Raw genomic sequence first — 25,486 nt, forward strand, 5'->3', positions numbered from 1 at the left:
GTATAATTTCAATGCCAGATACTATCATTATGATCACTATCTAAATTTAAATCGTAATTATCATCAAATTTATATATCCCCTCCATCTCTTCTCTATGCAATTCATGTGAATCACCTAAAGCTTTTTGATTAGAAACGTCAACACAATACTGTAACAGTGCTCTTAATGCTCCAGCACTATCTTGATCTAAATTAAAATTGCTAAAATCAAATTTCTGCATATTCTCCACATGTCCTTCTCTACATAACCTACATATCTTAGCAAAAGCCCTTTCACTTTCTCGACTCCAAGCATTAAGAAAGTAAGGATCTACTACTTTGCTAAATTGTTTCTCTATCTCTTCAAGAGAGCTCTCTGGATTAAGTTCTAATATTACTTTGAAAATCCCACTGCCATGGAATCTATAAAATTTACTAGATAAGCTATCTTTTACAAAATTAACTGCATCATCTATTGTAACACCAGAGCGAGATTCAAATATCATCTCAAATGCTCCATAACAACTATCAATACCAAAATTAATTATTTTTTCCATAAAATCAATTACCTCTTCTAAGGAAATTTGTGGCTTATTCCTCAAGATAACTTCTAAACTCTTGACAAAATTATGCCCATGCTGACCCATAGCATGGGTTTTCCCATTTATTGTATAATGATATAGCTTCTTATTTTCTATTATATGCTTATTGCACTGGTAGATATGTAGCTTATTCAATTTGCCAGAATATTCCTCTATTTCCTTATCTGGTAATTTTGAGCGGAATTCCTTGATTACTTCGCGTATTATTCTATTGATATTACTCATGCTTATTCCTAATTAATATGTTAGTATTTTTATAAATTAAGTTATTATATTAAAATTCTTTCATGGATTTCAATATTAGCTCCGCACTACTTGTAGTTTTTGTAATGGGTCTGCCAATGACGATATAATCAGCTCCTGAATTTATTGCTTCTTTTGGTGTTGCTGTTCTTTTTTGGTCGTCATGACCTGGATCTATACGAATTCCTGGAGTAATAATTTTAAAGTCTTCACCGCATTCTCGGCGCACTTCCTGAGCTTCCAATGCAGAACAGACTATTCCATAGAGTCCAATCTTTTTTGCAAGCTTTGCAAGCAAAATTACCTGTGATTTTACTTCTCTTGCTACTCCAAGCTCGTTTAAATCCTCATTGCTCATACTAGTTAGCACTGTCACCCCAATCAGCTTTATTTTTGTGCCTTGCACTACACTTAGCGCTTCTTCAAGCATTTTTGTTCCACCGCTGATGTGCAGAGTTAACATTTCAATGTTCAGAACTTTTATTACTTCAACTGTTTTGGCTACAGTGTTTGGAATGTCATGCAATTTCAGATCTAAAAAAATTGGTACATTGCATTTTGCAACTTCTTGCACTCCAGAAAGACCTTGAGCAGCAAAAAATTCTAATCCCAGCTTTACCATGCCAACTTTACCACGCAGAGCATTAGCTAGAGAAATAGCCTTATTTAAGTCTTGTGTATCCAGTGCGCATATTATTGGGTTCATTATCTTGCATGATTTATCTTATAATAAGACTCATTGTTGTGTTTTGCAAATACTTTCACTCTGATTGAACTGACTGCGTTCATAAGATTCTGTCAATAGTGAATTTGGCAACTTGGTCGGGGTGGATGAGCGACTGACAAATAATGATTCATATCCAAGATCTTCCAGCGAAGAAGAAGGCGTTTCGTCTGGCAAAAGCCGTGCAATTTCTCCTTGTAACGCAGACTTTAATATTTGAATCGTATCTAATATTGCTTTTCCATCATTATTTCTTATTGGTTCTTCTATATTGTCTGTTACGCATCTTATCAACAGTTGCGCAAAATTCACTTGTTTTTCTTTCTCTTTCAAAAAATCTTCTATTTGACTGTCTCGTTCTAAAAGTGAATTTCTTAAACTTTTTACTTCATTATTACAATCTTTTCTTATCCCATCTAACTCAAAAGATGGATTTTTAATTAAACCATTTGCTTCATCTAACTCTTCAAATTTCTCTTTTAATTCTTTAGATAAATTTTTCTTTTCTTTGTTGACCTCTTTAATTTTACATTGTAGCTTATCTAAGTTTGCATGCAGCCTTTCTTGTTCTTCACGTAATTCCTCTACTTCTTTAGAAAGTTTATTTTTTTCCTTATTCAATGCCTCTACTTTTTCACTAAGTTCATGTTTTTTCTCACGTAGTGCCTTTTGTACTTCACGTAACGTTTCTATTCTATCATTTAACCCCTTATTCTCTAGCTCTAAATGTTTATTATCATCCACTTCCATCTTCAGCTTTGCAATAAATCTACTTCTTTCTTCCAACTGTTTCTTTAAACATGAGATTTCAAGTTTTAATTTCTCTTCCTGCTCATTAAGCTTACCTATTTCCTTTCTTGTTTTGTCCAATTCATTGTCTATTTCAAACGTACGATTCTTTGCTGTTTCTAATTTTTTCTCTAAAGATTTTTTTCTTCAAGAAGAGATTCTCTCTCAACTTCTGACTCATTTACTTTCTGATCCAATCTTTTTGCTCTCTTGTCTAAATTTTGCTTTTCTCGAGTTAATTCATGTTTTAATTTTTCCACTTCTTTGTTTGCAGCTTTTTCAGCTTCCTTTCCTAGAGTTATTTTATTTTCTAACTCTTGCTCTTTCTGAGCGAATTTATTTCTCTCAACCTCTATTTTTTTATTATTACTAATTATTTTATACGAAAGTGCAAGCACCAAAACAGATAATGTAGCTAAAGCAAGAATTAGAGGAAGAGGCACATTAGAAGTTACAATAAGCGCTAAAGATGTAAGTAACGTAAGAGTAGCTAAGGAACTAGCTATAAAATAAAATGTGTTAGCCTCACTAAGCAAATTGCTCATTACTCCCCTCCTCCCCCCACGTTCAGCAGTCTTGTATATATTTATTAAAATTCTCTTATCTGTGGAGGAATTATAGTGCTGCACCTACAACAAACTTTCCTTTTTCAGTCTACTAGCTAAAAATGGCTAAGGTTTTATGTATCCAGTGTACAACTGTACTCAAAATGTCTAGTGGCTATTGATCGGGGTAGAACATCCACTGGTATATCTAGGATCTTCCACAAATGAAGGAACAGACGTTTCGCCTGGCAAATATTGTGCAGCTTCTTCTACTAACACAGACTTTGTTGCTTGAATCACTTGTAATATTACTTTTTTATCATCATCTCTGATCACTTCATTTTCCCTTACTAATTTTTCTACCTCATCTGTTACATATTCTATCATCCGTTGCAAAAAAAGCACTTCTTCTTTTTTCTTTTCCAATAAAGCTTTTTGAAGTTGTTCTATTTGAGAGGATTGCTTCAAAAGTGAACTGTTTAATTCTTTCACCTTATTATCGCGATCATCATTCACTGTTGTTAATGTGTTATCAGATTCTTTCTCTTCTTTTTGTAAAGATAATGACTCCTTTTCCAGCTTCTTAATTTTAGATAAGTACTCTTTCTCCTTTGTACACAATTTATCAACTTTACTTTCAAGATCAGTGCGCTTTTGACGTTCATCACTAACTTTACCTTCTAATTCTTTCTTTTCCTTTTCCGACTGGCATAACTTCTTCTCTAATTCTTCTATGTCGCTTTCTGAGCTCTCATGTTGTTCTTCCGATTCTAAAGTTTTTAATTGTTTTACTTCTTCTACTTCTACTTTTTTTCTTAACATAGTTAATTGAGTACGCAGAGAAGAAGCTTCCCTACTTTTATGTTCTAATTCCAAGTTTAATTCATCTTCATATTCCAATCTTAAGCGTAACTCATCTTCATATTCTGACTTTAAACATAACTTATTCTTTTCACTTTCTAATTTGCATTGACACAATTCCTCCATTAAAGAATCCACTCTTTCATTCAATCTTGTATTTTCATCACGTAACTCTTGGTGTTCAAGAGAAAGCATCTCCTCCTTATGTTCTAACTGACCTTTTACTTTTGCTTCCAATTCTACATTATTACTAATTATTTTACATGAAAGTGCAAGCACCAAAATAAATAATGTAGCTAAAGCAAGAATTAGAGGAAGAGGCACATTAGAAGTTACAATAAGCGATGAAGATGTAAGTAACGTAAGAGTAGCTAAGGAACTAGCTATAAAATAAAATGTGTTAGCCTCACTAAGCAAATTGCTCATTACTCCCCTCCTCCCCCCACGTTCAGCAGTCTTGTATATATTTATTAAAATTCTCTTATCTGTGGAGGAATTATAGTGCTGCACCTACAACAAACTTCCCATCTTCAGTCTGCTAGCTAAAAAATGACTTAGACCTTGTGTATCGAGTGTACCATTGTACTTATAAGTCTAGTTAGCTATTGATCGGGGTAGAACATACTGGTATATCCAGAATCACATAAAGCGTCATTCAGCTTATGTGATGGTCTGGATGTGTATTGCTGTGATTCTCCTATAGAATTTTCAATTTTCCTGTTAGTCTGCTTATTCGACACTTCTCCAATATTATATTCAATACAAAAATCTTTAATTATAGTATAAGCAGAAGTTCCAATCTTGTTGTTTAACTTTTCAACTATATAATTTATAAAACATTCCACATCTGCTGCTGAGATAGAGAGTGTTGTAAGTCTTGTTTCGTTTAAAATTCTTAAGATAGCATGCTTGTACTTTTTATTTTTTAATTTTTCATTCAGACCATCCTTCAGTATATTCTTAAGTATACTTCCTTCTATCATAGTAAACTTGAGTTTACTACTCAAACGACTTCCCCTAACAAGTGATGCATCTAAATCTTGCAGACTAACATTAGTTGTAGCAAACACCGTCACACCTTTATCAGCTTCATCGAATCTAGTGAAAAAATAATTTAAAGGTACTCGATTGGCATCAGTGCGTCCCTTGCCAAAGCTGTCGATTTCATCTATAAGAACTATACAAGGAGCGTTTTCGTTTGCTTTATTAAAAAGCTCATTTATATTTGATTTTTCAAGCAAATCAGCTCCAGAAACTTTTATAAATGTAGTTAGAGATATCAGCTGATCCCCAATCGCCTCAACAATTGAACTCTTACCAGTTCCTCCTGGACCGTGAAAAATGAATCCTCTTTATATTTTTTCTTGCTCTTCTTCTGAATCACCTGATTTTGCTGAAGACACTATATTAATATTATTTTTTATTGATTCATAAATATTTACTAATTTTGTTTTTATCTCTTTTATAAATATAAAATCCTCAAATGCTTTCTTCCCTCTTTTTTCACCTTTTGCGCAAAATTTCATAAAAATCTTTTCTTGTGTTTTACTTTCTGTTGCAGCACTAGCAATCTTTGCCTTTAGCTCTTCCATTTCATCTTTTGTTGCAGCACTACCAATTAGCTTTTCAACTTCATTACTAAGCTTATTTATCTCTTCTTTTGTTGCAACACTAGCAATCTTTACCTTTAGCTCTTTCACTTCATTGTTAAGCTTATTTAGCTCCTCTTTTTTTGCAGCACTAGCAATTAGCTTTTCAATCTCATTGTACTGACTACTAAGCCTCTTATTTAGCTCTTTGATTTGAGGCTCTAAGCTTTGTATTATATTTTCTTGCTCTTTAGCTAATCCATTTTTTTTCATTAGGTTCTGCTTTTTGTGCATCAAGCTTTTTATTCTGGCTGATCATTTTACATGAAAGTACAAGCACCAGAACAGAAAGTATAGACAAACTCAAAGCAACAGGAAGAGCTACATTAAAGGCTGCAACTGAAGACAAGAACTCAACATAAGGGGCAACGGCAAGTGTCCCAGACGCAAGCAATACCAAAGTAGCAAGAGCACCAGCTATAAGATACGGTGCATTGGCTTTATTATATAAATCCCCCATTATTATTCCCTCATACTAATAATGATTACAATAGCATGGATATTAAAGGAAGTAAAGCTATAAAAATCAATATAAATCTATATTCACTATGTATTTCTCGTCTTCAGTTTCAAGCTCAGACTGCATCCACTCTATCGTTTCCGCATTGCAAACTGCCTGCAAATCATTCTGTGCGGATTGATCCAACTTATCCTCTCGTAGATCTGCTTTTATCATCAACTTTTTTATCAGATGCTTAACTGATACATTATTATCTGCCTTTATCTTTCTGATAATGTTTAATATCTGAATAACATTATCTCCCATTTCCTCTGAATATTTATCGTAGATAAGTTCTTCTTTGCTTGGCCAATTACTTTGATTGTGTACAGAATTATAACTATACAACTGGTGGTATATCTCTTCTGTAATGTATGGCAAGAAAGGTGCAAATAACCGCAAAATAACATTTAACACATACGCCAAGCTTTGTTTTGCACTTAAGGTTGCTTCACTGCTTCCGTACGCACGTTTTTTTACTAACTCCAAGTAACTATCACAAAAATCCTTCCAAAAAAATTCCTCTATTGCGCCCAAAGCTTCGCAGTATTCAAACTGTAATAGGTTATTTGTTGCTCTTTCTATAACTTTGTATAACTTAGACAATATCCACTTATCCATTGTCTCGTGAGCAGAATTTATGCTCATCACTTGATGCTTTTCCATGAACATGGAAACGAACTTGCTAGCGTTCCAAAGTTTTGTAACGAGGCGCTTGCCAATTTTGAATGTATTTTCAGAGTAGACTGTATCAACTCCAAGCCTTGAGTTCGCTGCCCAATAGCGCACTACATCAGCTCCATAAGTTTCAAGTATTACATGAGGAGTGATGATATTACCTTTTGATTTACTCATCTTTTTCTTATCATCTGCTAAACACCAACCGCTGATCATAATGTTTTTCCAAGGTAAAGAATTTGCATGATAATGTGCCTTTAAAATAGTATAAAAAGCCCAAGTTCTTATTATCTCATGGCTCTGGCTGCGCAGATCTGCAGGAAATATCGTATCATAGCGATGATTTGGTAAGCTAAACTCACTGTTTACTGCCAGTGCACTCAGTTGAGGAGTAATTGAACTTGTGGCCCAGGTATCCATTACATCTTGATCTGGGATAACCTCTTCTTTGCTATACCCTTTTGGCAAATCTTTCAATGGATCTATAGGCAGGTCCTTTATCTCAGCTAGAATAATTTTACCTTCTTCTCCCTTACGGTTGGAATACCACGCTGGAAATGGCACACCAAAATAACGTTGCCTTGAGATGCACCAGTCCCAATTTAGCCCTTCTATCCACACTTCCATGCGTTTACGCATAGTAGCTGGATGCCAATTGCATTCTTTTACTTTATCTAATACTTGAGCTTTTTGCTCTAAGGTCTTGATAAACCATTGATAAGTAGGCAATATCTCAAGTGGTGCACCAGATCTTTCTGCACACTTAACAGAATGAGAAATATTAGTGCTTTCTATCAAAAGGCCTCTTTGAGTTAGGATTTCGATTATCCGCTTTCTTGCTTCTTTAACTTTCAATCCATTTATTTCACTATAGATTCCAGTGTCAGCTACTTGAATGACATCATTCAGGTTCATCCTCCCATCCTGATCGATGATAATTTTCATCGGCAGATTATGCTTTTGCTGCCAATATATGTCGAGTTCATCACCAAACGTACAGCACATAACAAGCCCAGTGCCTTTATCTATTTTAACCTTATCATCAGCTATGATTGGAATTTTTTCCTTTGTTATTGGCACTATGGCTGTTTTTCCGATCAGATGAGTGTAGCGCGCATCCTCTGGATGACAAAAAACTGCAACGCATGCTGGAAGTAACTCAGGTCGCGTAGTTGCAATATTGATCTGCTCATTTTCTTGAGTAGAGAAAACTATCGTGTTTAAGGATGACTCAAAAACTTTATCTTCTATTTCTGCTTGCGCAATTGCTGTTTTATCAACCGGGTCCCAAAGGATGGGCTGCATTTTTCTATATGCATACCCTTTATTATATAGATCAATAAACGACATCTGTGAAAGCGTCACAGTTTCCTTGCTGATCGTGTGATATTCCAAATCCCAGTCATAACTAATGCCGACTGATTTAAATAGTTCCTTGAATTCTTGCTTTGATTTTTCAATAACCTCATGGCACATCTCTATAAATTTTTCTCTGCCAACTTCTTTTGCACGGGTTTTATAGGTTTGTTCAACCAATCTTTCAGTGGGAAGCCCATTATCATCAAACCCAATTGGGTAAAACACATCTTTTCCCAGCATGCGCTGAAACCTTGCAATAAAGTCCGTGTGGCAATAGCTAAATATATGGCCAATATGGAGTTTTCCCGATATTGTCGGCGGAGGTGTGTCTATAGTGAAAGTGTTATCCTTTTCACCATTCCATTTATAAACTTTACTTCCTTCCCACAATATGTTGCATTTGTCTTCAACTTCTTTAAAGCCGTATTTTTCTTTTAACATAAATATTTCTCAATTTTAAACCTTAAGCTAGCAACGTCATACCGCCACGGTATCTCTAGATCCCGCTAACAAGCAGCGGAATGACGATGGTCGGTAAACCTAAATTACTTTAGCTATAGCACAATTACGGCAATTTTACGCCAAAATTTTTTGTTTACGAACATAAATTTTCTATGCTATGATAAGAATATTACTTGACCTTAGGTTCTAAGGGTATTATGTAATGTTAAATTATAATTGAGGTTCGTTATGCTAAGCTTAAAGAATGGTACAATACAGGTTGCCGATGATAAAATAGTGCTTGTTATAAAAAAAGATGATTATGAAGAATTTAAAAAGTATAAAAACGTAGATAAGAGTGGTGCTATAATTGATGACAAGTTTTATGTGGGCTGTACGCTAAATGATCAACAACTATATATTACTGGTTCTTATCCTCAAGAAGAACTAGGAGATAATACAATCATGAATGTAAAATCCGTTGGGAAAAAGGGTGGCAAATATTTTAGTCGCCTAGAAGAAATGAAAAATCTGTTAGGCTTTAACGATGGGAAAGAGGAGATTATGGTAAAAGCCCTATCTTGCCATCCCACAGTACAATTGTTAGAGGAGAAAAATAGAAAACTAGAAGATAAAAGCAAAACAACTGAGCAACCAAAACAAGGCAATGGAGCACGGTACACTGCTACTGTTGGTATGGGTCTTGCTGCTGGACTGATAGCATTTACTGCACTTGAACGTACAGTTAAGTTAGAGATTTAGTAATGATTGGTATAGCAGTAGCATCTGCACTCGTAGCCGGTGGTATTACATATGCAGTATTACCTAGTACTCAAGTAGATGGGGCAAAAGCACAAGAAGTAAATGAGAATGGGAAAAAGAAGTAACAAGGGTTAAGCCGAAATGTACGTGTCAAGTAAAACACTTGACGCGAACTTCAGTTTTTATATTCCTTCATTAGCATAATATAATTTTGTGCTGATTGTGTAATATGTTTAATTTCTTCATTCGACATCTTTTTGAAGAACTTTGCTGGCCTGCCAGCCCATATTTCCCCACTTTTTATCACTTTTCCGTGTGTTACCAGTGAGCCAGCAGCTACCATAGCTTCAGGCTCCACAACTGCATGGTCCATCACGGTAGAGCCCATACCAATAAACGCCTTATCATGCACCGTGCATGCGTGCAACACACAAAAATGTCCCACTGTTACCATGCTGCCAATAATTGTGTCACCACCTGGGTTTCTATCCACATGAATTACCGTTCCATCTTGAATATTTGTTCCATTACCTATTTTTATTGATCCGACGTCCCCTCTGATTACACAATTAAACCAGATGCTTGCATCTCTTCCTATTTCAACCTTGCCTATGATATGCGAACCACCTGCGATGAAAGCACTTTCGTCTATTTTTGGTTCATAATCTTTGTATTTTAAAATGTGATACATATTAAGCCCAAAGTCTTATGCATATGTTAATCAAAATAAGGTAAGCAGTAAATACATACTTAGATTTCAAACTACTTGGGTGACAGATGTTCTTGACTTACGTGCTTTGTACTGCTAAGATTTTTATTTTCAGCCCTATCTATAATGTCAGTAGCGGTATTAAGTATATTTCAAATAATATTGGTTGTTGTGTTAGTAATTTTAGTGCTCTTGCAGCCGCCTGGAAGTAGTTCGTTAAGTGGTTTTAGTAATACACAACAGGGGGTCAATTCGATGATTCCGGTGAAATCTTCTGAAAACCCGCTCAGCAGAATAACGGCTATTGTTGCTGGATTGTTTATTATAAACACATTGCTATTGTCAGGATTATGTTCAAAAGACGTACATAAAAAATCGATCGCAGAAAAAATTATATTAGAAAAAAAGCAAGAAAGTGAATCTACTTCTGTTCCATTTGAAAATTAATGAAGGAAGCTAAATTTATCTTTGTCACAGGTGGAGTTGTGTCATCGCTTGGTAAAGGCTTAGTTGCTTCGAGTGTTGGTGCGCTTCTTCAAGCTCACGGTTTTAAGATCCGTATCAGAAAACTTGACCCGTATCTCAACATTGATCCTGGGACAATGAACCCAACTCAGCACGGAGAGGTATTTGTTACCGAAGATGGTGCTGAAACTGATTTGGATCTTGGGCATTATGAGCGTTTTACTGGAATTAAAGCAACAAAAGATGACAATATAACAACTGGTAAGATATATCATAAGTTATTGAAGAAAGAGAGGCGTGGTGATTATCTGGGCAAAACTGTGCAAGTCATTCCTCATGTAACAGATTTGATCAAATCGTTCATTTTTAATGGTACGGAAGGTTTAGATTTTGTAATATGTGAAATAGGTGGAACTGTAGGTGACATTGAAAGCCAACCATTTTTGGAGGCTATACGCCAAGTTAACTACACATTAGGAAAACAAAGAGTTATCCTTATTCACTTAACTTTAATACCATATCTTACCGCAGCGCAAGAATTAAAGACAAAGCCAACGCAGCATTCAGTTCGAGAGTTAAATTCCGCGGGGTTACAACCAGATATTATATTATGCCGCAGTGAGAAAGAAATTTTCGATAATCAAAGAGAGAAAATAGCTAAGCTTTGCAATGTTTCTTTATCCAATGTGATACCTGCTCCTGATGTGAGTCATATATATGAGTTACCGGTGTTGTATAGCCAATGTGGGCTTGATACGCAAATTTTGGAGCACTTTCATTTAAGTAAGCCAAGACCAAGCTTGACTGAATGGGATCAAATAGTGCATTCCATAAGGCACCCAACACAGGAAGTTACTGTGTCTATAGTGGGAAAATACACCGAATTCCCTGATGCGTATAAATCACTAGTTGAAGCATTAAATCATGGTGCGATTAGTAATAAAGTCAAAGTAAGGATAAATTGGGTTAACTCAAGAGAGAAGGAAGAAAAACCTATAAATGAAAAACTTATAGGAGAGAAATTACAGAATTCTCATGCAATCCTTGTTCCAGGGGGGTTTGGTGATGACGGAGTAGAGGGTAAAATATTAGCAATAAATTATGCCCGTACAAATAATATCCCATTTTTCGGAATTTGCCTTGGTATGCAGCTTGCAATTATTGAGTTTGCTCGTAATGTTGTTAAGCTTGAAGATGCACACTCTGAAGAATTTCGTAACTGTAAACATCCAATCGTTAAGTTAGCTGGCGATCAAGATGACGATCTTGGTGGAACCATGAGACTTGGGGCATACAAATGTAATATAAATGCAAACTCTAAAATGATGGATGCATATAGTAACACTACTATTTCAGAAAGACACAGGCATAGGTACATAATCAATTCAGATTATAAAGATGACTTAGAAAAAAATGGGCTGTTATGCAGTGGCATATCAGAAGATGGAACGTGCATAGAGGCAGTGGAGTTAGAGAGTCATCCGTGGTTTATTGGTGTGCAGTTTCATCCAGAATTTCAATCAAAGCCGTTTTCTCCTCATCCTCTTTTCGTGTCGTTCGTTAAAGCAGCAATTGATAAGAAATAAGTGCCTAGTGTTTAAGTATCAATATATGGAGCTTGCCATAGAGCAAGCCAAACTCGCTCAAAAAAATGATGAGGTGCCCATAGGTGCTGTAATAGTGAGTGGAGACAATATCATTTCTTCTGCACACAATATATCCAGCGATCCAACTGCACATGCAGAGATGTTAGCGATCAGACAAGCATTTTCAACTCCCACGCTTTGTGATGCTGATATGTACGTAACATTAGAACCATGTCCGATGTGTGCTCAAGCTATTTCCTTTGCCAGAATTAAACGATTGTACTTTGGAGCTTATAATCCAAAAGGTGGAGGAATTGAAAATGGTGCTAAGATATTTCAATTTTGCAGCCATATACCTGAAGTTTATGGTGGGATATTAGAAACAGAATGCTCTTTTTTGTTAAAGGATTTTTTTGAGAAATTGAGAACATAGTTTAAGTCTATCAATTGTCATTTGCTTGCTTATCTCTGAAACTATCTTCACTTTTTTCCATATAGCCGCCTCTAGTCTAACTGTGCAGATCGATTTGCTGCCACGTGCGTAATAAGTACAACATTAGAGTTGCTAGATAAATTATTATTAGTACCAGCTTCAGCGGCCAAATAACGACCATCTTCAGTACATGTGAGTATATAATTTAATAGTGTTGCGGCTGCTTCCCTATCATTCAGTTTTGGGTCCAAACAATAATCTATCAATTTACTAATTGACTGTTTATTTGTAACTCGACCCTCAAACTCCCTGAGAGATCCTACTCTCTCTCCTAAGTTTATAACGAATTGCTGCGTTTCTTCAGGTGTAAGTTTACCTACTCTGTAATCTAACTCATTTGCGGTTCTTGCACGTTCTACTTCTTCGTGTCCATAGCAGCCTAATAGGTTACTTATTGCCTGTACCATACCATTTAGACTATTTGCAAGTTCTACTCCTAATATCCTATACAATGACTCTTGTACCGATGTCGTATAAACTTCATCAATCACTTCTTTCAGGCAGACCAGAGTATAGATTATAAATTTTCTTTCTTCTCTTGATTCTGATAGGCTCTTTAAAATATCAGTAAGAGTTGGTACTATAACATTCCGCACAACTTCTTGATTTCTTATTAAGTTTGGTACTGTATTTTTTAATACCTTAGCCCACTGCTTATCTTCAGGCAATTTTCTTTCACTTATGGCAGTTAAAATTGTACTTCTGATAAATGGTAAACAAGCGATAATAGATGTAAATTGGAAATAGGAATGCTGGAGCGTATCTTTAGAACATCTTTAACAGCAGCATAGAATTTCTTTAAAGTACTAGAATCTCTAGCACCTTGAAGTTCTTCAAAATTACTTAACTTATTAATGAAATTTTCTTGTATATTTTGAAATCTTGCTTCAATTAATTCCTTTTTGGATGTCATTTTTTTAGCTACACTTTCAGTCTTTTCCTTTACTTCCAGGTATAGTGCACCTGCTTCTGCTCCTCTTTCTGCTATAGTTGATAACCCGCTAAACAAATCATTAGCTGCTTCTTCTAGACTTATGTTAAATACAGCATTATTAACAATTACCTCGTGTTTGCGTTCCCCTTTTACTTTTTTATATAATACAAACAGAGACATAGATGCTATTGCAGTCAAAAAGAAGGTCACAGCTACTATTACTAACACTAGCGGAGACATTTTAATTAGAGTAAACGTGGCTGCAGCTCCCATACCAAGCGAAAACATCGCTACACATCCAACCGCTACTTGGAAATACAACTTACAGTTTTTCTTATTATTTGAAATGTTTGCGTTATTTGGAATGTCTGCTCTGTTTCGTAAAAGAAACCCGATACCTTCTATATCTCGATTCTGAAGAGCTTGTATCAGTAAAGATGACCCATTATGCGAAACATTTGCTCCTAGATCTATACAAGATTGAGCACTATCAAATAATTTATTGTTGAAAAAATACTCCAATAGTGTTTCACCAGAAGGCAATTTGAAATTTTTTACTAACTGCATGTTTTCACTCTGATCACCTCTTTCTATATATAGCTTGAATAAATAAACAGCTTCCCTAGGAGCTATTCTTGCGTGAAAAGCATATTCAAATGCTGTAAGGTTATCATGATTTTTGATATAGAGATCTGCACCATTCTTAAGAAAATCATAAAAAGTAGCGTTAGCTGTATAGGTTTCATCACATTCAATTAAGCGCTGCTTAATAAAATTGACAACAGCGTAGTGTAGTGAGCTATTTCCATTATTATCTGGTATATTAACGTTAACTCTTTGTTTTATGAGATATTTTGCATGGCCCAACTTATCTTGAATAATTGCATTTAGTAATAACGTTCTTCCTTCAGCATCTTGAGAATTTACTCCTTCATGTGCTCCCCTTTCAAGCAATAGCACAGCATTTTCAACATCACCTTTTTCAGCTGCAACACTCAGTAGGGCTTGATCACCTTTATTAACATTAATGTTAGCACCATTTTTTAGCAACCAATCTATAACCTCTTCCTTTTCGCATCTGTCCTCAATCTCTAATGCTTTTGTAAGCACATCAAAGCAGTAGTTATGGTCAGAAACAAGTTTATTTAAATCTAATTCCCCTATATTAAGGTTGCGTGAGTATAAAAACTTTTCACTATGTTGTGCTCCATATTTTTGCAGCAAGCTATACATTTCACTGCCATATTGAGCATAATCCAAAGCAGTACAACCATCATTATCCTTAGCATTTACTTCTATTTTTTGACATAACATAGACAATGGCAAAAACCTTGCTACCAGGTACTGAGACACTTCTTTTTCATTAGCTTCTAAAAACAACTCAACAACTTTTCTATTTTCATTCCTAACAGATCTATGCAGTACAGTACGATCGCTAGCATCTATAGTATCAATCCTACTGCCATTGCTTATTAATGAACTTATAACTTTTGATGAGCATTTTTTTCTATAGCAACGTCTAGAATAGTTTTGCCATTTTTTGTAGCATTTATATCTAAATCTTCCTTGATAAGCTGCTTAATTCTGTTTTCCCTATCGGTGCTGTTTTTTATTCTCAACACATCTTCAAAGTACTCAAAATTAGACCACGCATCACACAATGCTTCATTTTCTACTGATTTTTGTATTCTTTCTGAGTAAGCAATATCTGAATGAACAGCATTTCCTGCTTGTTCACGTACTATATTAATTCTATTATTATTTTCTGTATCTGTTGCCATATACCCTCTATAAAGCCTAACTTATATCATACTATATTTGTGACGCTTGTAAAGACTTAAATTTACAGTTGGAAATACTGTTTTTTTAGACGAATAGAATAAGAAATTAGTGTTACGCATAAAAAAGTTTATCATGGCATGTGTTTTTGATCGTTCTAATTTTTCCGCAATAAAATTTTCTCATTTAGCGAGATTAGCGCATTTTTCACACCTTTTTTCAACTTAGGAGAATACACACTTAAGAGAAAACTAAGACCAATCAAATTTCTTATCTTGCGGTTTTATTTGCAATATTGCTACCACACTGATCAACAAGCAGAAGACTATATAAAGCCCAGCAGCAAGGTTTGTTTGAGGAAATGTTACAGTCAACCAAATACAAACCATAGGAGTAAATCCTCCATGTAACGCATAAGAGATATTGCGTGATAAGCTCACACCACTAAATCTAACATTGGTAGGAAAGAGTTCAGATGCAACTATTCCTATGGGAACTATACCCCTTTCTATTATAGAGAGAACCATTACGCTCAACGCAATCACAAGATAATTTTTATAGTAATATGCAATAGATAACGCAGGACAACACAGTGCCATTGTAATTGCTATAAATAAGATTGCAGTGCGCTCTTTTCCAACTTTATCAGCCAACATTCCAAACGCTATTGAAGATATCGGCATTAATACACTGGTTATAATCAATACAATTTCGTTGATATATGTTGTTACATAAACATCCACTGATGCTATTTCCTTTGCGAGAGTTCGAAGAAATATGGTAAATCCAACAGCAACATTAACAGGTACAGATATTAAAATAGCAAGTATAAGAGCTCTCTTGTGGCGTTTTATAAGCTCTATTATTGGCAAATCAGGTAAATTTCTTTGTTTTCGATTTTTTTCATATGCTGGAGTTTCTCCCAATGTGTATATGCTATACGCGCTAATTAATCCTAAAATAGCTGAGAAAATAAATGGCAATCTCCAACCCCAGGTACAAAAATCAGTAGTTTTTTTGCAGATAATCACTATTACCGCAGAAAGCAAGACGCCAATGGAGCGACCAAAACCCATCATTCCAAAATACATCCCTAAGTTCTCTTTCCTACTGGATAAATGCTCTATAAGATAAACAGAACTTCCTTGTTCACCACCAAGTGCAATTCCTTGTGTTATATGGATTGCAAGAAGCAATATAGTAGAAATTATACCTACTTGATTGTGACTTGGAATAAATGCAATGAGACTTGATGGTATCGATATTAGCAAGATAGTAATTATTAATGCTATCCTCCTTCCATACCTGTCACCAACGTGACCAAATATGAATGCACCAAGTGGCCTTACAATTGCACCTAGCCCTACAATTCCAAATAATTGCAGTATGTTACTGTAGACATCTTTTGCAAAACAAAACTCTCTGCTGATTATGTTAATCAAATCAATAAAAAGCATGTAGTCATACCATATTGCGATTCTGCAGAGTATGGTTGATATCAACACCCTTGTTTGCACTAAATTCAATTCGTAAATGTTTGCTTATTCTATTCTGGCTGCTTTTTGGGATTTTACAACCTAAACATATGGAGTTGACTTTTTTATTATGGTGTGTGATAATTGCAATGAATATAGCTTATTTAGCAGCACTTATAGCAGCAGCTATAATAAAAATAGCAGCAGTAATACTTTGTGCTATAATGTGTATAAGCATTTTCTTTATATTATTTAAGGAATTAAAGAACTCTCAGATTCAAAAGGATTTCTATCTCTTCTGAAAACAGTAGGTGTAATTTCTATAATACTATCAATTATATCTCTCCCACTTATTATATTAAGCCTTACTACTCCGTCACCTCTGGTAGTAGGTATAGTAGGTGGTATCGTTGGTGCTATTTCCATAATACCATTAATAGTAGCTTACATTTTGCTTGTGGCTATATCGAATATCTTTATTACCAAGTCTTTATAAATTTGAGCTAATGTTACTGTCTTCATTTCTTCTTGGTTGTAATATTGCTGAAAGTTATCTATTTCCATAGGTATAACATATAATCTGATTTTATAAGATATTCTACCGGGATTAAAATATCGTAAATCTTAGGCGTTATAAACAAAATTTACAGGAAAAATAAGATGATACTACTCAAAAAGGCAAACAAGACGGTATTTTTCTGGCATAAGTTAGCGTTCAGCTTTACCTTTCCTTGCAAGACATTTTAGAGCTATTATGTCTTACTTCTTGAAGATACAAGTTAGCGTTTTTAACCCGAATTCTGGATTGGAGATTAAAAAAAACAAGAATATCAATAGCTTATTGTTTTAGCATTTACGATAAAGGAGTAAGCATTTTAAGACTAGTTACTAATTTAGTAAAATTCAAGACTTTCAATAATTTACCTAAAATCTAATCCAGAATTCGGGTTAATAATAAAATCTTGTTTTTTGAAAATGAATTTGGTAAACTTTAAAGATGTATGTGACAATATGGTGATATATTGTTTTTAGTATTTAATAAATTAAAGTACGTACTTGATAATTTTTCTGAACACTCTAATCAAGCTAAAATAGGTAAGCTAGATAAAATTATTCTTAGTTTAAAATTGGTATAAGGTATTAAGATGAAAAAAATTGAAATTTCAGAATTACTAAAAAGAATTTCAATCTGTTTACTATGCGTGGCAACTATTATCTCTATCGCTTTTTTGTTTGCCTATATGCATACAATGTTGCTTAGTAAAGGGTATGAGTTAGCTGCACATTATGTTAGTGAAGCTATGCCTTGTGTGTTACTTGTCGTTCTCCTTTTTATTGTTTGGTTTGTATATGATCAAGTATTCAGCAAACTAAAGGAAGTAGAGCTGCCTATATCGATAGAATTAGCTAATTCAGATGATAAAAGAATAACATTTGCTGATGCTATAATTGATGACTCCTTAAGACAACGGTTGCAGATGATTTGCTGTGACCAAATGACAGAAGAAATGCGCAAGCTGTTTGGAAATAAAAGTATTAATTCACTAAGAGGTTACATATTATATGGCCCTCCTGGAAATGGTAAAACACTTATCGCTCGTGCAATTGCAGGTGAATCAAATATGAATTTCATAAGCATCTCAGGTCCTGAACTTATTGGAGTATATATTGGTCATGGTGCACATGCTGTACGCGAGCTTTTTAAAATAGCAAAAAAATATTCTCCTTGTATAGTCTTTATAGATGAAATAGATGCAGTTGCTCAAAAAAGAAGTACCGCTAATAACTCAGCTTACCATTGTCGAGAGAGTTTAACACAGTTGTTAACTGAAATAGATGGATTTAAGAGCAGAAAAGATATAATAGTAATTGGTGCAACTAACCTTATCGGTGGTATAGATCCAGCACTTATTAGACCTGGAAGTTTAGGTCAGAAGGTTTATGTCCCTAATCCAAACATAGAGGTGAGACAAAAGATATTGGCACTTTATATGCGAGGTACAAAAACTGATGAAAAGCTAAGCCTCCAAGACATTGCAGACAAGACTGAAGGCTATTCTGGGGCTGAGTTAGAGCAATTAGTGAATGAAGCAAAAATTAGCGCTGGTGCGCAAAGACGGCTTATAGTGAGTGAGGAAGATTTCAGTTACGCGCTTCACAGGTTAAGTCCAGAACAAGAAAGAGATAGAATAAAGTTAGTTTCAAACGCGAAGACACAGATAGAAGAAACTTCTTTTATACGGTAAACATAAAAATTGAAATTATAGAAGTGTAGCTGAGCCAACCTTCGTTATTCTTATTATTACCCACAAATAAAGACATGGTATTGCATTTACTAAAATAATTTAATTTTATTAACCTGAAAGCTTATTGGATTAAAATTATTAAATTAAGAGTTATAATTTTAGCAACTAAAAGCTGTAAATTGCACCATATAAACAGTTATTTCAAGCAAAAGTTATACTGACCTTAGCCAGAAAAAGTGGTGGAAAAGTTAGGAATGTTTTTTACAAAAAAAGACAGTATCAATAAAAAGGATTTTATTCTATTTGAAATATAAAATTATCATGTATTTTTCTGTTATTCCCAAGTGAATTATTATTAACTTAGCAGTATATATTATTAAAAACACAAGCAATACAATCATTTTTAGCAACCAAAACCAGCAAGCGTGAGAAGATTTTTTTTTGGAATGAGTTGGTCATGATGTTTGTAAAACTTAATTTGTACACTTTACTTACCCCCAGTAATTCTGATATAGTTACTTTAGTTAAAGTCTATAAAAGTTTATAAATGGCAACCTTAAGTGTAAGAGAAGCTTTATGCACAGCAATTAGAGAAGAAATGCAAAACGACTCTGATGTGCTTATCATGGGTGAAGAAGTTGCAGAGTATGATGGTGCTTATAAAGTAACGAAAGGATTACTGAAAGAGTTTGGAGAAAACAGAGTAGTTGATACGCCTATTACCGAACATGGATTTGCTGGCCTTGCTGTTGGAGCGGCATTTGCTGGATTAAAGCCAATAGTCGAGTTTATGACTGTTAATTTTTCTATGCAAGCTATTGACCAAATTGTGAATTCCGCAGCAAAAACAAATTATATGTCAGGCGGACAACTTGGATGCCCTATAGTATTTCGTGGACCAAATGGCGCTGCAGCAAGAGTTGCTGCACAACATTCTCAATGCTTTGCAGCTTGGTATTCGCATATACCGGGGTTAAAAGTAATAGCACCCTATTTTGCCTCAGATTGCAGAGGTCTGCTTAAAGCTGCAATTCGTGACCCTAATCCGGTAATATTTCTAGAAAACGAAATAGCTTATGGACATGAGCATGAAGTTTCTGACTCTGAGCTATCAAACAAAGATTATCTACTTGAGATAGGCAAAGCTGCTGTTATACAGGAAGGAAAGGATGTAACTATCACTGCTTTTTCATTAAAATTAATGGATGCCTTAAATGCAGCAGATTTACTTTCGAGTAAAGGTATAGAAGCTGAAGTTATTGACCTCAGAACCTTAAGACCACTTGACACTCAAACTGTTATTAACTCTATTCAGAAGACTAATAGGTTAGTTAGTGTAGAAGAAGGATGGCCATTTGCAGGAATAGGAGCAGAGCTGTCAGCCGTTGTTATGGAACAAGGATTTGACTACCTTGATGCTCCAGTTGTACGTGTAACTGGCAAGGACATCCCCTTACCTTACGCTGCAAATCTAGAAAAAAAAGCATTACCGCAAGTGGAAGATATAGTTGAAGCCGTGCATCAGGTCTGTTTTAGAAAAAAATAGTTTTTTTTTGTGTCTCCTGTTCCGCATTGGTCCATCAAAGAAGTATTTCCAGTGCCGCCTATACCACCCATTACTTTTATGACGATAGTTTTAGCACCGAAAAATACAGCACAAAATATACCGAGTGCAAAAAGAGCTGGCCATGGCATTCTACCAAATATCGCAAGCAAAGCTGCACCTATTATCACTACGGTCATAAGCGGTCCGCCTATTCCCCAAACGTAGCCAATAATGTTGCATATTACTTGAGCAGTTGTATCAGTATTAGTGTCAGCGGCAGCACTCCCAACATGAGAAAAAGAAATAAATAATACTATAAAAAGAATATTAAAAACTTTCCTAGGGTTCATCTCTATACCTTAAATTTAGATATTGCAATTATACCTAAAATACTATAATTTTTAGTAAAACTAGCATAAAGATTGAATAACAAACGGTGCCACAAAAGTAGTTGACACACAACTGCACAAATATTGTAATATAGACATAGTAAACGATATTATTCCAGTGCTTGACGCTGGAATCCAGACTTTAATTGTTATATTTATAAATAAGTCTGGAACGTTCATCTCAAATGCAGTATTTTTGTTGAAATAGCTCAACTGGATCCCAGTGTCAAGCACTGGGATGACAGCAGTCCTACGTCATACCGCCGCGGTATCTCAGCCGCTAACAAGTAGCGGGATGACGGTTGTCGTTTAGCCATAAACATTAAGAAATTTACCAAATGAAAAAAAAGGCAAAAGAAGCCCCGTGGTTGGCTAATTACTTACATTATACTTTCAAGTATGGCGTTTTTTTATTCTAAATGCTTAATAACCGCGATTCAGTTGCTTTTAAACCGCAACTAATCTAAATTAGAAACATTAAGAAATTTACTAAACAGAAAAAAAGGCAAAAGAAACCCTAGGGTAGCTAGTTATTCACTATCCATTTTTTAAGTTGGCGTTTTTTTATGTTTTAAACGCTTTATAAGCGCGTTTCAGCTTATGTAGGTAGAAGTTTGATAAAGACATAAGGTGCACATAGTGCAAAAAATTAAACATGAGACGCCAGATACGTGAGTTTTTTTGTCATTTAATCTGTACAGAGAAGATAAATAAATAGCTTCACTTTCATGATAAGGGGGCTGGCAGAGTTTGTCAAGTAAGTTTTTTCGTTTCTAACGGTTGTTGCCAAAAACTATACAAGAAGTCTTTTAAGATCAATCACTTATCTTCAAGGCTTGAATAAAAGCATTCTGTGGAATATTTACGTTCCCTATAGAATGTAACCTTTTTTTACCCTTCTTTTGCTTTTCAAGTAGTTTCATTCTTCGCGTTACATCCCCACCATAGAGTTTAGCTGTTACATCTTTTCTGTATGGGTTAATCGTTTCTCTGGCAATGATTTTTCCGCCCACTGCCGCTTGAATCGCGATTTTATATTGCTGACGTGGTATTAAATCCTTCAAGCGTGCACATATTTCACGCCCCCTTTTTTCTGCCCTACTTTTGTGAACGATACAAGCCAGTGCATCTACGGGCTCTCCATTAATTAAAAAGCTTAATTTATCTATTTGGCTTACCAGATAGCTGGAAATTTCCCAATCCAAACTTGCATATCCTTTGGAAATTGATTTTAATCGATCATAAAAGTCAAAAACAACTTCAGACAGTGGTAATTTATATCTTAACAATGCTGTTGTTGTGTTACCAATGTAAGATAAATCCTCCTGTTCTCCCCTCCTTTCTTCACATAGAGATAGAATATCACCTAAGTATTGATCAGGGACCATTATGGTTGCGGTAATCCACGGCTCTTCTACCATTTCAATCTTTGTTGGATCTGGCATATCACTTGGGTTATGAATATTCAAAACTTCACCACTTCGTGTTGTAACCCTATATATAACACTCGGTGCAGTTGCTGTTAGGTCTAAATCAAACTCTCTTTCGAGTCTTTCTTGAATAACTTCAAGATGCAACATTCCCAAAAAACCACAACGAAATCCATAGCCTAGTGCATTTGAAGTTTCAGCCTCGAAAGTAAAACTTGCATCATTTAAATGTAACTTTTCTAGAGCTTCTCTTAGATATTTAAAATCATCCGTTTTATGAGGAAAAATGCTACAAAATACCACAGGATGAACTTCTTTAAATCCAGGAAGTGCTTCACTACAAGGTCTCTTTTCCTCAGTGATAGTGTCCCCTACCTTGCAGTCTGCTACTTCCTTCATTGAAGCAGTTATAAAACCAACTTCACCCGCTGAAAGTTCACCCGTCATCACTTTTTTAGGGGTGAAAATACCGATATTATCTATCTGGTATGTAGCATTATTAGACATCATAACAATTCTCATGCCTTTTTTTAGCACTCCATTTTTAACTCGCACTAAAATTACTACTCCTAAGTAAGTGTCATACCAACTATCAACCAAAATTGCTTGCAATGGAGCATTTACATCACCTTGAGGAGCTGGAAGTTTTGCTACTATTGCTTCCAGTACATCTTTTATTCCAAGTCCAGTTTTTGCTGATATTAAAACTGACTCACTTGCATCAATACCGATTATTTCCTCAACCTGGAGTTTTACCTTTTCTGGATCTGCAGCAGGAAGATCAACTTTATTGAGCACAACTATTATTTCATGGTTGTTGTCAATAGCTTTATATACATTTGCAAGGGTTTGTGCTTCAACGCCCTGGCTACTATCTACCACTAAAAGTGAACCTTCACATGCGGCTAAGCTTCGGCTTACCTCGTAAGAAAAGTCAACGTGACCTGGGGTGTCCATGAGATTTAGGCAATATTGATTACCGTCGTTTGCCGTATAATTGAGTTTTACCGTCTGTGCCTTAATTGTAATCCCACGTTCGCGTTCTATATCCATTGAATCGAGTATTTGATTGATCATTTCTCTTGCTTCAAGGCCGTTACATTCCTCTATTAAACGGTCAGCAAGCGTTGACTTACCGTGGTCTATATGCGCTATTATTGCAAAATTTCTTATGTTGTTCATTTATGGCTATTTTACTTAAGTAGAACCATTTTACATTTTAAGTGTTGTGAGGGCAATCCTTTATTAAGAGACTATTTACTCCTTCAACATAGACGACACTTTTTTCGAGCAGGAAATCACTTTATTAACCATATAGTTTTCATGATTATTATCTATTTTAGGCAACTCATATAGATAATTTACCATCATCCCGGCTGACTGACTAATACCCTTTTCAGAAGTATCCGCCATCCAGTTTAATTGTTTTATTGATGCGCCATTGCTTAAATGAAAATGCGCCACCGGGTCATAAGTATTTCCATTACTATTATTCACTTTTAGTAAATAATATGCACATAGTTTAAGCATGTATTGTTTAGTTTCATTTGTACATTCAACATTAGTTTTTAATTGCTCTGCACTTTCTAAAATTTCTGCACTAGATTGTTTTATATTTAGTTTGCCCAATAAAGTGACATCTTGGTTTAGATTGTTTTTTAGCCATTTCGTAAAGCCAGGTATTGGAGAAAGAGTTGCATATGTTTTTATACTTTTAAACTCCTGTGATAGCTTTTCTACAACCCTTTTGATCAAAAAATTACCAAGGCTGATTCCAGATAACCCTGCTTGAGTGTTTGATATTGAATAGAATATAGCAGTGCTTGCATTACTCGGATCATTTGAAGGTACTGACTCATCTAAAAGGTGTTGAATGCTATCTGCAATCTTATCCACCAATGCAACCTCTACAAAAATTAGAGGTTCGTTTGGTATCTTGTAATGAAAAAAAGCAAAACAGAGACCCAGCCTGTTTTTTAAGTCATCCCAAGAGGAAATTTTATGCACAGCTTCATATTTTATAAGTTTTTCTAGCAATGATGCAGGTGAATCCCAGGTGATTTGACGAAGATCAAGTAGATCAACATCAACCCAAGTATAGAGTATATTTTTTAATTCGCTTTCTAGTGGATTCAAGCTTCTATATTGGTTCTTTAGCTTAAGCACGTCAGAACGCATATCAACAATAAACTTAAGGCCTTCTGGTAAAGAAATAAATTGCTTCAATATTTTAGAACGCGGTGATTCAAGAATTTTTATTAAATCCTGTTCAAATTTATAGTTTAACTCGGGATCTTGGTTTTTCTTATACTCTCTAATTTTCTCATCTATTTCCGCTTTATTCGGATTAAATTTTTCTGCCAGGGTTTGTAGAAATTTTATTTTACCTTTCTCTGATAAGCTCAAGTACAGGTTACCAAGAGATACAGCGTTCTTACGTGCTGAAACCTCCCCTCCCTTTGGGTTTAAGCACTCGTTCATCTTCAAGACTAAACTATCGATATCGCGACTGTTGCTTAAATCAGGACTGATGTTACCAATCCACGATCTTACAGCATCTGCCACTCCACCTAGTATTTTAAAAAAGCTTCTTACCGCCTTTTTGTCTTCAACTTTCACTATATCAGTTTTTACCAATGATTCTTTTGTCATAGATTCCCTTTATTATACATAGCTAATGCAAGTCAGGGTCATACCGCCGCGATATCTCTAGATCCCGCTAACAAGCAGCGGGATGACGGTTGTCGGTAAACCCAAGTTATTTTAGCTACATATAGCTTAAGTTAAAGGAAAATTTTAGCTACATAGCAGGCACTATTACTGAATTATTAATAATTCAGTAATACAATAGACTTCTTGCACTACCTCCCAAGCCACAACTGTCATTCAGTAGAAACGAAAAAACTTGCTTGACAAACTCCGCCAGCCCACTTATCATGAAACTGAAGCTATTGTATTTGCTTTCGCCAATCTGCAGATTAAAAGGTAAGGATTACTTAATGTATCGGCGTCTTATGTTCAATTTTTTGCAGTATATAGATACTGTATGTCTTTACAAAACTTCATCTACATCTAGATTTTTATCTAAATAAGCTGAACGCGCTTATAAAGCGTTACAAGACATCAAAAAATGCCAATACTCGACAGAGATAGTAAAAGACTAGCTAACTCGGGGATTCTTTGTGTTTTTTTCTGCTTAGTAAATTTCTTAAACATTTGCAGCGTAGGTTAGTTGCAATTAAAAGCGGCTGAATCTCACTTGTCAAGCGTTTAAAACATAAAAAACGCCAATATTTTAAAGCG

26 protein-coding genes are annotated in these 25,486 nt (G+C 35.1%); 7 read left to right on the plus strand and 19 right to left on the minus strand.

Going from position 1 to position 25,486, the window contains the following annotated elements:
* Positions 1 to 8: 8 nt before the first annotated feature.
* The 9 genes from ABWU48_RS03185 to ABWU48_RS03225 all read right to left on the minus strand — a co-directional run bounded on the left by ABWU48_RS03185 (position 9) and on the right by ABWU48_RS03225 (position 8,369).
* The gene (locus ABWU48_RS03185; protein ID WP_155968486.1) at positions 9 to 806 is read right to left on the minus strand and encodes a hypothetical protein; all 798 of its coding nucleotides are present in this window, start codon (positions 804 to 806) and stop codon (positions 9 to 11) included.
* Between the two features lie 49 nt (positions 807 to 855).
* Positions 856 to 1,530: an orotidine-5'-phosphate decarboxylase gene (gene pyrF / locus ABWU48_RS03190; RefSeq protein ID WP_209472951.1), complete on the minus strand. Its 675-nt coding sequence runs from the start codon at positions 1,528 to 1,530 to the stop codon at positions 856 to 858.
* A 30-nt stretch (positions 1,531 to 1,560) separates the two neighbouring features.
* Positions 1,561 to 2,418, minus strand: coding sequence for a hypothetical protein (locus ABWU48_RS03195; protein ID WP_353288231.1), 858 nt, complete (start codon positions 2,416 to 2,418; stop codon positions 1,561 to 1,563).
* 50 nt (positions 2,419 to 2,468) lie between these two features.
* Entirely contained in the window at positions 2,469 to 2,882 is a 414-nt protein-coding gene (locus ABWU48_RS03200; RefSeq protein ID WP_353288232.1) for a hypothetical protein, read from the minus strand.
* 168 nt (positions 2,883 to 3,050) lie between these two features.
* A complete protein-coding gene (locus ABWU48_RS03205) occupies positions 3,051 to 4,169 on the minus strand; it encodes a hypothetical protein (RefSeq protein ID WP_353288233.1) in 1,119 nt (372 codons plus the stop codon).
* A 176-nt stretch (positions 4,170 to 4,345) separates the two neighbouring features.
* Entirely contained in the window at positions 4,346 to 5,086 is a 741-nt protein-coding gene (locus ABWU48_RS03210) for an ATP-binding protein (protein WP_353288515.1), read from the minus strand.
* Between the two features lie 9 nt (positions 5,087 to 5,095).
* Entirely contained in the window at positions 5,096 to 5,605 is a 510-nt protein-coding gene (locus tag ABWU48_RS03215) for a hypothetical protein (RefSeq protein ID WP_353288234.1), read from the minus strand.
* Positions 5,583 to 5,852, minus strand: coding sequence for a hypothetical protein (locus tag ABWU48_RS03220; protein WP_353288235.1), 270 nt, complete (start codon positions 5,850 to 5,852; stop codon positions 5,583 to 5,585). The genes ABWU48_RS03215 and ABWU48_RS03220 overlap by 23 nt, the downstream gene beginning before the upstream one ends.
* A gap of 66 nt (positions 5,853 to 5,918) precedes the next feature.
* Positions 5,919 to 8,369 (minus strand): valine--tRNA ligase, encoded by a 2,451-nt coding sequence (locus ABWU48_RS03225; protein WP_209472959.1) that lies wholly within the window; start codon positions 8,367 to 8,369, stop codon positions 5,919 to 5,921.
* Between the two features lie 249 nt (positions 8,370 to 8,618).
* Between ABWU48_RS03225 and ABWU48_RS03230 the strand changes: the two genes are divergently transcribed.
* Positions 8,619 to 9,131: a hypothetical protein gene (locus tag ABWU48_RS03230; protein WP_353288236.1), complete on the plus strand. Its 513-nt coding sequence runs from the start codon at positions 8,619 to 8,621 to the stop codon at positions 9,129 to 9,131.
* Between the two features lie 2 nt (positions 9,132 to 9,133).
* Positions 9,134 to 9,256, plus strand: a complete 123-nt coding sequence (locus tag ABWU48_RS03235; RefSeq protein WP_341817395.1) for a hypothetical protein — start codon at positions 9,134 to 9,136, stop codon at positions 9,254 to 9,256.
* A gap of 50 nt (positions 9,257 to 9,306) precedes the next feature.
* On the opposite strand, the gene ABWU48_RS03240 is transcribed toward ABWU48_RS03235, so the two are convergent.
* The gene (locus ABWU48_RS03240) at positions 9,307 to 9,822 is read right to left on the minus strand and encodes a gamma carbonic anhydrase family protein (protein WP_010962614.1); all 516 of its coding nucleotides are present in this window, start codon (positions 9,820 to 9,822) and stop codon (positions 9,307 to 9,309) included.
* Between the two features lie 144 nt (positions 9,823 to 9,966).
* Here ABWU48_RS03240 and secG point away from each other — a divergent pair, with 144 nt between their 5' ends.
* From secG to ABWU48_RS03255, 3 genes are read left to right on the plus strand one after another with little or no spacing between them, the layout of a single operon-like run.
* The gene (gene secG, locus ABWU48_RS03245; RefSeq protein WP_007548880.1) at positions 9,967 to 10,287 is read left to right on the plus strand and encodes a preprotein translocase subunit SecG; all 321 of its coding nucleotides are present in this window, start codon (positions 9,967 to 9,969) and stop codon (positions 10,285 to 10,287) included.
* Positions 10,287 to 11,891 carry a CTP synthase gene (locus tag ABWU48_RS03250; RefSeq protein WP_353288237.1) on the plus strand — a complete coding sequence of 535 codons (1,605 nt, stop codon included), beginning with the start codon at positions 10,287 to 10,289 and terminating at the stop codon, positions 11,889 to 11,891. Before secG ends, ABWU48_RS03250 begins: the two co-directional genes overlap by 1 nt.
* 25 nt (positions 11,892 to 11,916) lie before the next feature.
* On the plus strand, positions 11,917 to 12,324 hold the full coding sequence (locus tag ABWU48_RS03255) for a nucleoside deaminase (RefSeq protein ID WP_209472967.1): 408 nt from the start codon (positions 11,917 to 11,919) through the stop codon (positions 12,322 to 12,324).
* Between the two features lie 71 nt (positions 12,325 to 12,395).
* On the opposite strand, the gene ABWU48_RS03260 is transcribed toward ABWU48_RS03255, so the two are convergent.
* The 5 genes from ABWU48_RS03260 to ABWU48_RS03280 form a co-directional block, all read right to left on the minus strand.
* Positions 12,396 to 13,052, minus strand: coding sequence for a hypothetical protein (locus ABWU48_RS03260; RefSeq protein WP_264706085.1), 657 nt, complete (start codon positions 13,050 to 13,052; stop codon positions 12,396 to 12,398).
* A 20-nt stretch (positions 13,053 to 13,072) separates the two neighbouring features.
* Complete coding sequence (locus ABWU48_RS03265; protein WP_353288516.1) at positions 13,073 to 14,803, minus strand: ankyrin repeat domain-containing protein; 1,731 nt, start codon at positions 14,801 to 14,803, stop codon at positions 13,073 to 13,075.
* Positions 14,800 to 15,099 carry a hypothetical protein gene (locus tag ABWU48_RS03270; protein ID WP_353288238.1) on the minus strand — a complete coding sequence of 100 codons (300 nt, stop codon included), beginning with the start codon at positions 15,097 to 15,099 and terminating at the stop codon, positions 14,800 to 14,802. Before ABWU48_RS03270 ends, ABWU48_RS03265 begins: the two co-directional genes overlap by 4 nt.
* Before the next feature lie 249 nt (positions 15,100 to 15,348).
* The gene (locus ABWU48_RS03275) at positions 15,349 to 16,554 is read right to left on the minus strand and encodes an MFS transporter (protein ID WP_244663081.1); all 1,206 of its coding nucleotides are present in this window, start codon (positions 16,552 to 16,554) and stop codon (positions 15,349 to 15,351) included.
* Between the two features lie 270 nt (positions 16,555 to 16,824).
* Entirely contained in the window at positions 16,825 to 16,998 is a 174-nt protein-coding gene (locus ABWU48_RS03280) for a hypothetical protein (RefSeq protein ID WP_265023311.1), read from the minus strand.
* 719 nt (positions 16,999 to 17,717) lie between these two features.
* Between ABWU48_RS03280 and ABWU48_RS03285 the strand changes: the two genes are divergently transcribed.
* Positions 17,718 to 18,818: an ATP-binding protein gene (locus ABWU48_RS03285; protein ID WP_353288239.1), complete on the plus strand. Its 1,101-nt coding sequence runs from the start codon at positions 17,718 to 17,720 to the stop codon at positions 18,816 to 18,818.
* 547 nt (positions 18,819 to 19,365) lie between these two features.
* A complete protein-coding gene (locus ABWU48_RS03290) occupies positions 19,366 to 20,364 on the plus strand; it encodes a pyruvate dehydrogenase complex E1 component subunit beta (protein ID WP_353288240.1) in 999 nt (332 codons plus the stop codon).
* On the opposite strand, the gene ABWU48_RS03295 is transcribed toward ABWU48_RS03290, so the two are convergent.
* The 4 genes from ABWU48_RS03295 to ABWU48_RS03310 all read right to left on the minus strand — a co-directional run bounded on the left by ABWU48_RS03295 (position 20,340) and on the right by ABWU48_RS03310 (position 24,835).
* Positions 20,340 to 20,714 carry a TrbC/VirB2 family protein gene (locus tag ABWU48_RS03295; RefSeq protein WP_006279664.1) on the minus strand — a complete coding sequence of 125 codons (375 nt, stop codon included), beginning with the start codon at positions 20,712 to 20,714 and terminating at the stop codon, positions 20,340 to 20,342. The genes ABWU48_RS03290 and ABWU48_RS03295 overlap by 25 nt on opposite strands.
* Before the next feature lie 60 nt (positions 20,715 to 20,774).
* Positions 20,775 to 20,987: a hypothetical protein gene (locus tag ABWU48_RS03300; protein ID WP_167513691.1), complete on the minus strand. Its 213-nt coding sequence runs from the start codon at positions 20,985 to 20,987 to the stop codon at positions 20,775 to 20,777.
* A 581-nt stretch (positions 20,988 to 21,568) separates the two neighbouring features.
* Positions 21,569 to 23,365 carry a translation elongation factor 4 gene (gene lepA / locus ABWU48_RS03305; protein ID WP_264706078.1) on the minus strand — a complete coding sequence of 599 codons (1,797 nt, stop codon included), beginning with the start codon at positions 23,363 to 23,365 and terminating at the stop codon, positions 21,569 to 21,571.
* A 75-nt stretch (positions 23,366 to 23,440) separates the two neighbouring features.
* Complete coding sequence (locus ABWU48_RS03310; RefSeq protein WP_209472817.1) at positions 23,441 to 24,835, minus strand: malonyl-CoA decarboxylase; 1,395 nt, start codon at positions 24,833 to 24,835, stop codon at positions 23,441 to 23,443.
* Between the last annotated feature and the right edge of the window lie 651 nt (positions 24,836 to 25,486).

This window comes from Wolbachia endosymbiont (group A) of Tromatobia lineatoria (assembly GCF_964028565.1).
In the GTDB taxonomy this organism is placed as follows: domain Bacteria; phylum Pseudomonadota; class Alphaproteobacteria; order Rickettsiales; family Anaplasmataceae; genus Wolbachia; species Wolbachia pipientis.

Bases quoted from the DNA above. Each gene is read 5' to 3' on its own strand.
- ABWU48_RS03250 (WP_353288237.1), top strand. From the start codon at position 10,287: ATGAAGGAAGCTAAATTTATCTTTGTCACAGGTGGAGTTGTGTCATCG.
- pyrF (WP_209472951.1), bottom strand. From the start codon at position 1,530: ATGAACCCAATAATATGCGCACTGGATACACAAGACTTAAATAAGGCT.
- ABWU48_RS03235 (WP_341817395.1), top strand. From the start codon at position 9,134: ATGATTGGTATAGCAGTAGCATCTGCACTCGTAGCCGGTGGTATTACA.
- ABWU48_RS03295 (WP_006279664.1), bottom strand. From the start codon at position 20,714: ATGAACCCTAGGAAAGTTTTTAATATTCTTTTTATAGTATTATTTATT.
- secG (WP_007548880.1), top strand. From the start codon at position 9,967: ATGTCAGTAGCGGTATTAAGTATATTTCAAATAATATTGGTTGTTGTG.
- ABWU48_RS03205 (WP_353288233.1), bottom strand. From the start codon at position 4,169: ATGAGCAATTTGCTTAGTGAGGCTAACACATTTTATTTTATAGCTAGT.
- ABWU48_RS03285 (WP_353288239.1), top strand. From the start codon at position 17,718: ATGAAAAAAATTGAAATTTCAGAATTACTAAAAAGAATTTCAATCTGT.
- ABWU48_RS03275 (WP_244663081.1), bottom strand. From the start codon at position 16,554: ATGCTTTTTATTGATTTGATTAACATAATCAGCAGAGAGTTTTGTTTT.
- ABWU48_RS03220 (WP_353288235.1), bottom strand. From the start codon at position 5,852: ATGGGGGATTTATATAATAAAGCCAATGCACCGTATCTTATAGCTGGT.
- ABWU48_RS03200 (WP_353288232.1), bottom strand. From the start codon at position 2,882: ATGAGCAATTTGCTTAGTGAGGCTAACACATTTTATTTTATAGCTAGT.
- ABWU48_RS03225 (WP_209472959.1), bottom strand. From the start codon at position 8,369: ATGTTAAAAGAAAAATACGGCTTTAAAGAAGTTGAAGACAAATGCAAC.
- ABWU48_RS03230 (WP_353288236.1), top strand. From the start codon at position 8,619: ATGCTAAGCTTAAAGAATGGTACAATACAGGTTGCCGATGATAAAATA.
- ABWU48_RS03280 (WP_265023311.1), bottom strand. From the start codon at position 16,998: ATGGAAATAGCACCAACGATACCACCTACTATACCTACTACCAGAGGT.
- ABWU48_RS03185 (WP_155968486.1), bottom strand. From the start codon at position 806: ATGAGTAATATCAATAGAATAATACGCGAAGTAATCAAGGAATTCCGC.
- ABWU48_RS03240 (WP_010962614.1), bottom strand. From the start codon at position 9,822: ATGTATCACATTTTAAAATACAAAGATTATGAACCAAAAATAGACGAA.
- ABWU48_RS03270 (WP_353288238.1), bottom strand. From the start codon at position 15,099: ATGGCAACAGATACAGAAAATAATAATAGAATTAATATAGTACGTGAA.
- ABWU48_RS03290 (WP_353288240.1), top strand. From the start codon at position 19,366: ATGGCAACCTTAAGTGTAAGAGAAGCTTTATGCACAGCAATTAGAGAA.
- lepA (WP_264706078.1), bottom strand. From the start codon at position 23,365: ATGAACAACATAAGAAATTTTGCAATAATAGCGCATATAGACCACGGT.
- ABWU48_RS03255 (WP_209472967.1), top strand. From the start codon at position 11,917: ATGGAGCTTGCCATAGAGCAAGCCAAACTCGCTCAAAAAAATGATGAG.
- ABWU48_RS03310 (WP_209472817.1), bottom strand. From the start codon at position 24,835: ATGACAAAAGAATCATTGGTAAAAACTGATATAGTGAAAGTTGAAGAC.
- ABWU48_RS03215 (WP_353288234.1), bottom strand. From the start codon at position 5,605: ATGAAAAAAAATGGATTAGCTAAAGAGCAAGAAAATATAATACAAAGC.